This is a genomic window from Flavobacteriales bacterium TMED191 (assembly GCA_002171975.2).
Taxonomy (GTDB): domain Bacteria; phylum Bacteroidota; class Bacteroidia; order Flavobacteriales; family TMED113.
In genome coordinates this window covers 1-7,826 of sequence record NHIO02000043.1, presented here as the reverse complement: position 1 = coordinate 7,826, position 7,826 = coordinate 1, and the positions used below count along the sequence as shown (strand labels likewise).

4 protein-coding genes are annotated in these 7,826 nt (G+C 28.3%); 1 reads left to right on the top strand and 3 read right to left on the bottom strand.

Annotation, left to right across the window (positions count from 1 at the left end; all coding sequences use genetic code 11):
• Nucleotides 1-814: 814 nt before the first annotated feature.
• The gene (locus CBD51_005265; GenBank protein ID RPG58412.1) at nt 815-1,753 is read left to right on the top strand and encodes a DNA-processing protein DprA; all 939 of its coding nucleotides are present in this window, start codon (nt 815-817) and stop codon (nt 1,751-1,753) included.
• Between the two features lie 996 nt (nt 1,754-2,749).
• Here the strand turns inward: CBD51_005265 and CBD51_005260 are convergent.
• From CBD51_005260 to CBD51_005250, 3 genes are all read right to left on the bottom strand, one after another.
• The gene (locus CBD51_005260) at nt 2,750-2,932 is read right to left on the bottom strand and encodes a hypothetical protein (protein ID RPG58411.1); all 183 of its coding nucleotides are present in this window, start codon (nt 2,930-2,932) and stop codon (nt 2,750-2,752) included.
• A 71-nt stretch (nt 2,933-3,003) separates the two neighbouring features.
• A complete protein-coding gene (locus CBD51_005255; protein RPG58410.1) occupies nt 3,004-5,238 on the bottom strand; it encodes a DEAD/DEAH box helicase in 2,235 nt (744 codons plus the stop codon).
• Nucleotides 5,238-6,509: an ATP-binding protein gene (locus CBD51_005250; protein ID RPG58409.1), complete on the bottom strand. Its 1,272-nt coding sequence runs from the start codon at nt 6,507-6,509 to the stop codon at nt 5,238-5,240. The genes CBD51_005255 and CBD51_005250 overlap by 1 nt, the downstream gene beginning before the upstream one ends.
• Nucleotides 6,510-7,826: the final 1,317 nt, after the last annotated feature.

Below are 7,826 nucleotides of genomic sequence, written 5' to 3'. Positions count from 1 at the left end.
AAGATGGACAATCATATGCTCTTGGTTTTTATGCTTTCTTGCTTTCAGAAATTATCCCTCAAAATACAAAATTGCTCCTAACTTCTGTTCCAGGAAGTTCGCCTAGAAAGGATGGATCCTTAAATAAAATTATAAAAAAGTTATGCGGAGGTCCAATTGTTGATGGATCTAGGTTTTTGAAAACTATATCGCAAAGAGAAAAAAAGTCACATGGATTTAGACCGACAAATGATGAATTATCAAAAACTATCGAATTAAATAATATAGTATTTCCTAGAAATGGGAAAATTCTTCTTTTAGATGACGTTACAACTACAGGTCAAAGTTTTGATGTTTGCAAAAAAATAATAAGAGATTCAGGATATCTAAATGAAATTACATGTTTAGCTCTAAGCGTTACTGATCGCAACTCAAAACAAAGAGGTATAGCTTTAAATACTCAACTCAAAGAGATATGGGATATTAAACCAATAAATAAATTTACAGAGACATTAGAAATCAAACCAAATCAACAAAAAAAAGAAAAAGAAAAGAAAGTAATATCAAAACCATTCAATCGGGAAGAAGCGGAAAAAGCAGCAAGAGAATACCATAAACAAAAAGATCAATTCTTAGAAATAGTTGAAGATAAAGATATAAGTGAAAAAATCAAAGATCAAATTAAAAAAGGTATTAAGAAAGCCACAAATCAATACCATAAACAAAAGGTTCAATTATTTGAAAAAGTTAACGAAAAAGACATTAAAAATAAAATTAAAGGGGAAATTAGAAAAGGTATTAAAAAGACCGCAAATAAATTGATTGATTTTTTCAAATGAATATTAAGAAAGCCGCAAATATTTTGACTGCACTATCGATTAAAGGGAATGGCCCATCTAAGGTAAAGAAATTAATTTGTCAATCAAGATTTGAAAATTTAGACGATTTATTTGATATTTCATCTCAAAATAATAAAGACATATTAAGTGAAACTGAATGGCAAGTTTTAAGAGAACAAATAATGGGGAAACTAGAATGGTCATTAGAAATAGGAATCCAAGTGATACCCTTTTCTTCGAGTAAGTATCCATTTTATTTAAAGCAACTTAAGGATTTCCCTTTAGTTTTATTTGTAAAAGGGAATATCGAATCTATAAATAAGAATGATTCAATAGCAATTGTAGGAACGAGAAATCCTACTGAATATACGATTAATCACGGATCAATTATTTGTGATTTAATCTCCTCTAATGTCGAATCAGTAATAAGTGGTTTGGCAATAGGATGCGATACCATTGCCCATAAATCTGCACTAAAAAAAGAAGTTCCAACTGTAGCTGTGCTTCCTAATGGACTTGATAGTATTTATCCAAATGAAAATTATCATCTAGCTCAAAAGATTATTGAACAAGGTGGGGCACTTGTCTCTGAGTATTTAGTGGGGGTGAAACCAACAAGATATCAATTTGTTGCAAGAGATAGAATTCAAGCAGGATTATCCAAAATGGGGTTTTTATTAGAAAGCTCAATAACTGGCGGTTCTATGCATTGTATTAACAAGCTTAAGAAATTGAATAGAACCATAGGATGTTTGAAACCATCCGAAGAACTCAAGGAAAATATTTCCTGGTCAGGGAATAAATCTCTTTATCAAGAAAAGAACTTTTTTGATATTACGCCCACATCTAATTTAAAAAATATTAGTTTAAAAGTAAAAAGTCTTTTAAATCAAAATAAAGAAACCGAATTTAATCAAAAAACTATTTTTGATTAAAATGTTTTTCCAACTTTTATTTGAAATTCTCAAATAAAAAAATTTTGCGATTATTTGCAAGGTTTTGCTATACCTTTCACATTAGATCACAATATTTAGACTCATATAAATTGTAGATATACCAACTAACTAGCTATACAATAACTTGTTTATTGTTGGAGCTGTAAAATTTCGTAATGGGTGCTTTGGGAGCACTAGGTCGCAGGTTCGAATCCTGTCGCTGCGACTCTAAAAATCCAAGTTATAAAAAAGCTTCCTTAGAATCGCTTTTTTATTAGATAATTATGATGTAATACCTTTCCATCATAATTACGTCAAAAAATGGAATCTCTATATTTTTTATTGATAACCATTAACACTATTTTTAATTGTTGTAATTTTGCATCATCTTATCTCGAAATTTCCTTACTCTCTGCATAGTTATGCTGTTTGAACTGTCGTACCAAGAAACATCGATGATAGCCATTATTTCCGCTAAATTTATATCCTTTTTGAACTCCTTAGATGTTTTATAAGTATCTTCATCAGAATCACCAATCTTAAGTAGATTTGGGAAAGAGGATGNTGTGATATCAATTAATTCGATNAGTTTGGCAGGTTCTAANATACGTTTCTTTAATTCAATTAGAAATTCTAGAAAAATATCCTCTTGAAAATTTGAAAAATTATCNGGATTNGCTTTATCCATAAAAAATAAAATNATTTGAATATTTGCNACGCTTAATAACTTTNCCTCTTCTNTAGAGTCCTTNATCCTTTTCATAAGCCAATAAAANATTGATTGATAAAATGCTCTTTCATCTAANGGATTNTCCTCTGATCCAAAANANTNTTTNTTCATAAATTCCGTCAAAATTCCTTCAAAATATCATAGTTTGTCTGGAAAAAGTTAGTAAAACTACCCAANNAATAAGTTATGGCTTGAAACCTTTTGCCTCTCCTCCCTTTTAAGTGCTTTGGGAGCACTAGGTCGCAGGTTTGAATCCTCCCTAGCTATTACATGAAATCATTCAAAATATAATTCCAATCAACAACCCCACCCTGTTTTTTTGTCTCTTCATCTTGTCTTCTAAGTTCTTTTCTATACTTTTGCCTTATGNGAGAATAGTTCTTGTCTAAGNTCTCCTCTGGGTGGCTTAGATAGTCCATGATATTTCTTTTAGTCCATAAGTTTTTCATGATTTAATCCTTTCCCCTCCCTAATTTAATGCAACTATCAAAATAAGAAAATTTCTTTTAAGAAATTATTCCTAAATTTTTAAATTAAGAATTGCATTCATAGCTTCCTGAATATTTAATTGTCTCATCATAAAGTCTCTTACTTTATTTTCTGGACTAAGCAACCATGACCATTTACCAGTATTTTGTAAGTAAATNTTGTCCACATTAACAAGTAGGTTATTAAATAAATCAACATATATTTCTTCAGATTTTTTATTTAATAAAAAATCTTGTAATGAATTGAACTCATTGACATTTATAACTAAAGATAAGTCATCAGAATCTAAATTTGATTTTGAATTTGTGAACTGACTAATCATTAAGTCTATAGTTGTTCTTGTTTTAGTCCCCACCCAAGGAAACCATCTAATTGATTTATCACTTATGGGAATCCAATTTTGGCTTTTTAAATCAAACTTTTCAAAAAAATCTTTTGCTTCAGTTAATAATTTTTTGGCTTTAGNATCTAAAAATATCGGCATTTCTTCTTCTTCATAAATAATTTTCATTTTTTCAAATATTTTTGTATCGATATTAGTTTCTCCTTTTGTTGATGGGACAGATCCTTTAATAGTTGAATCGACTACTTCAACAATTCTTTTGTCTTTATCAATTTTTTTTATTAACCATTTTTGACCTGCAAAAAGTAGATTATCCCCCTCATTTAAAGAGGAATCAAAGGGAAGAATCCCTAATCTTTTCCCTAGTGCATAAATTTGATATTCTTCAACACTTTCAAAACATGTATAGAATCTAAANTTATCAGTTAAATCACTACCTTNATCAGACAGGTANATTTTNCTACTGATTTGTAAAATAAGTTCTTTTTCTTTTAAGTAATTTAATAAATTTTTAAAAATATTTATATCCAAATTAAATGTATTTTTTTCNTTAAAGAAAAACCAGATATCCTCAGCAGTAGCTCCTCCAAGTTGTTTTAAAAGTGCAAGAATCTGATGTGCTGTTATACATAAAGAAACTGAGGATCTATTTTCTGTTTCATACCAATCTTCAGACATTAATTTTAATATTGCAATTGTTTTAACCAATTTATAGCGAAGTAAATCAACGTATTTTTTATTTTCCTTTATGCAATTCTCCACAATATGAATCCTTAGAACAGAATCATTACCTCTTCTTCCTGATCTTCCAAGTCTTTGTCTAAGTGATGCGACGCTTAACGGAGCATAAATTTGAAAGACGTTATCAACATTTCCAATATCTATTCCTAATTCCAAAGTTGATGTGCAAACAATTGTCATAGGTTTATTACCTTCTTTTGCTTTGCCTTCTACATCTTTTCTTAAATTATTTGATAATAATGAATGNTGNGGNAAAAAAATCTTATCCTCTTCTTTTTGNTTNCATAAAAAATTTCCTTCATATACAAAGTTTTCAACATTCCTTATTGAGTTTGGGAAAACTAAATTAGTTTGATTTCTAAATCTAAATATGTCTTTGGTAATAAGGATATCTGGTGAATTATTTTTTTTGCTTTCAATCTCTTCGGGGGAAGTATTTTCTAATTCTTCTCCTTCAATAGTTAATTCATTTTCATAACCTCTAAGTGAAAGTTTTATTTCACGTTTACCACTAATAGGTTCTTTTATTATTTTTGTATTTGATGAATTATTTGAATTTAAAGCATTAATAATATAATTTTCATCTCCAATAGTTGCTGACAAACCAATTCTTCTAGGGCAACATTTGGTGAATTTTTCAAGCCTATTTAATAATGACCTCAATTGATCTCCTCTGTCATTCCCCAAAAAAGAATGAAATTCATCGATAACAATTGAGATGGAATTTTTAAATAATGAACGTGCTTTATTAGGGTTATTGATAAGCATTGCTTCTAAAGATTCTGGTGTAATAAGGAGTATTGCTTGATTATTTTTATCAAGTCTATTTTTTACATTAATAGGCACATCTCCATGCCAAGGTACGGTACAAATATCATTATCTTTGCATATTGATTCCATTCTTATTAGTTGATCGTTTATTAGCGCTTTTAACGGGGAAATATAGATAATATAAGCATTTTCCCTATGATCCTTATCTAATAATTCTGAAATTAAAGGAAGCATTGCTGCTTCTGTTTTCCCTGAAGCTGTTGGTGCATAAATGATTAAATTATTATTTGATTGCCGAATTTCTTTTATAGATTGTTGTTGGGCTGGTCTAAGGTTTGTCCATCCATTTTTAAAAATCCATTTTTTTATATTTTCATGAAGAAGATTATATTCAAAATTTCCTTCAGACATTATTTTCCTAAAGTGAATCCCTTTAATTCTTCATCATCATCTTCAGAAAATTCATTTTCGTCTAGATCTGGTTTTATTTTTACTTTTGAGGATAATAACTCTTCCCAATTTGCGGAAGGATCAATATCTAAAACACTTCTTAAATCTAAAAACTCTTTAATTACATTTCTTGGGGAAGTATATAAATCCGATCCAAGTTGTTGCTTGCAGCAATCTAAGAAAGAAGTAATCATATCTTGACTTATNATATTTTTAATATTTTCATCTGATTCATAGATTTCCCCTACTCTCTCAACCAAAAGGTATAGCTCATTATTATCAAATGGCTCTACTCTTATTACAGGGTGGTCTGGATCAAAAGCATTTTTTGTTAGATAAGTATTCTCTTTTAATCTTCCTTTAAGCGCATCATATGAGTAGAGACCTATTCTTGGATTAGTTAAGAAATCAGGGGTGCCAGATAAATATACCCCTAAATTTTTTTGATTAGATTGCATCACATCGTTATATATCCTAAGAATTTGCTCCATATTATTTTTTCTAGATGGGGAATGCGAAATTTTTAGCATATTCACCATTTCATCGATATGGATTAATAATCCTGAATATCCCGCAAGAACAAGAACATTAGTAAGTACTTTTAAAGCATCGTAATAGTTGTGATCAGCAATAATTGTTCTAACACCTAATTCTCTAGCAGAATCTATTCTTGAAGCATATTCACCACTTAACCATCTTAGACAGGCTTGTTTTCTATATGTATCATTTTCAGTAATTGCTTGTTTATATATCTCAAGAACTTTAAAAAAGTCAAAGCTAAGAGAAGTTTGATCTAACTCATTTAATTTNTCTTGGAGATCANTTATTCTTTGTGATTTAAGATATTTTTCTATAACTGACTTCAANGCTCCGCCATTAGGTTTTAACCTAGTTGATAAATTAGAAATTAATTGTCTATATAAACTTAGGGCATCACCTTTATTGCTATGTAGGCGTTTTTGNGGATCTAAGTCAGCATGACATGTACAAATATTCTTTTTTTGAGCATATTCTCTTGCCAAACTTAAAAGAAAAGTTTTACCTGTTCCATAATCTCCAATAAAAATCCTAAAACTAGTTAAGCTTTCAGATATATCTTCACAATCTTTTAAAATGGCATTTAGCTCATTATTTCTACCAACCGCTAAACGAAGAATGCCTTGATTAGGGACAGTTCCTCCTCTAAGACTTTTTAAAATTTTTTTTCTTTCCTTCGCACTAATTTCGATCATTGTAGTTAAAAGCTAATTTAAAATTTTCAAAAACTTCTTTTGATATTTCAAAGGTATTTGTAGCATTATTTTCTTCTAATAATAATTCATCGTACCTCTCAGTACAAAAAGTATTAATTTCTTCAATTAATTCATCTTCATCAATCGAATATTGATTTATGAAAAGAGAAAAAGTTTCTTTATCAATCTCTTCATCTTCATCAATATTTTCATCAATATGTTTAATTAAATATTGATAATAACGATTATAAGTTAAATTATCAGATTCATTTGCTTGATTTTGATTATATAAGTTGATATTTTCTTCTGAATTTTCGTAGTCTTCAATTTCATCATCATCAAATTCTATACTCTCAACTTCTTTTATTTTTTCTTCAATTTTTTTCTGCTCTGACTTTTGTCTCTCTAGCTTTGATTGATCTATTTTAAATGATACTTTTTCTGAGAATGTTTCAGTATTAATTTTTGGGTTTCTCGTTTCATTTGTAAAAATTTTGGAGTTATCTTTATTAATTTCATATGTAGTTATATCTTCAAAGTTATTTTTATTAAATCTTAGTTTTAAATCGTTATTTTCATTTAAAAGTTTTTTAATCGTCTCGTTACTTTTAATAAGTTCATCATTACATGCCTTGAGATCCCTTTTGATCTTTTCTAATTCTGCTAATTTCTCTTCATAATCTCCAATAACATTATTCGAATCTTCAACACTTAATTTTAATTTTTCTAATTCTTCTAATTTTTCTTTGTAATCAAAGTTTTCTTCTTTAAGATCAACAATCTTTTCTAATAAATGATTTATCGTTTCTTCGCTCTCATCAATACGATTATTGTAAGTCGCAATTTCTTCTTGATATTCTATTAAGACATTATTTGATTCTTTTATTTTTAATTTTAGTTTATCTAATTCTGCCAGCTGGATCTGAGTATTTTCAAAAGCTTTTTCTTGATTTAAAAGTTTAGATTGAAGTTTATTTATATATTGAATATCTTCATTTTTAGTTTTCTTGTATGCTTCTAAAGTTTTATTGAAATTATTTAAAACAATTTCATTCTTATTCAATTTAGAATTTAAATTGGCTTTTTCTTGGCTTAATAATTTTAATTTGTCTTCAAGTTCTTGGTTATTTGATTCCAAAAAATTTGTCTTTTCTTTGTAATCTATGCTTTGATTATTTATTGATTTAATAATTTCTTCCTTCTCTAAGATTGAATTTTCTAATTTTTTAGTTTCATTTTCTTTGTCTTTTTTAAAACTTGAATATGCACTTTGAAGAAGCTTTATTTTTTCTTGGTAGTCTTCCTCTAAATTTTTAA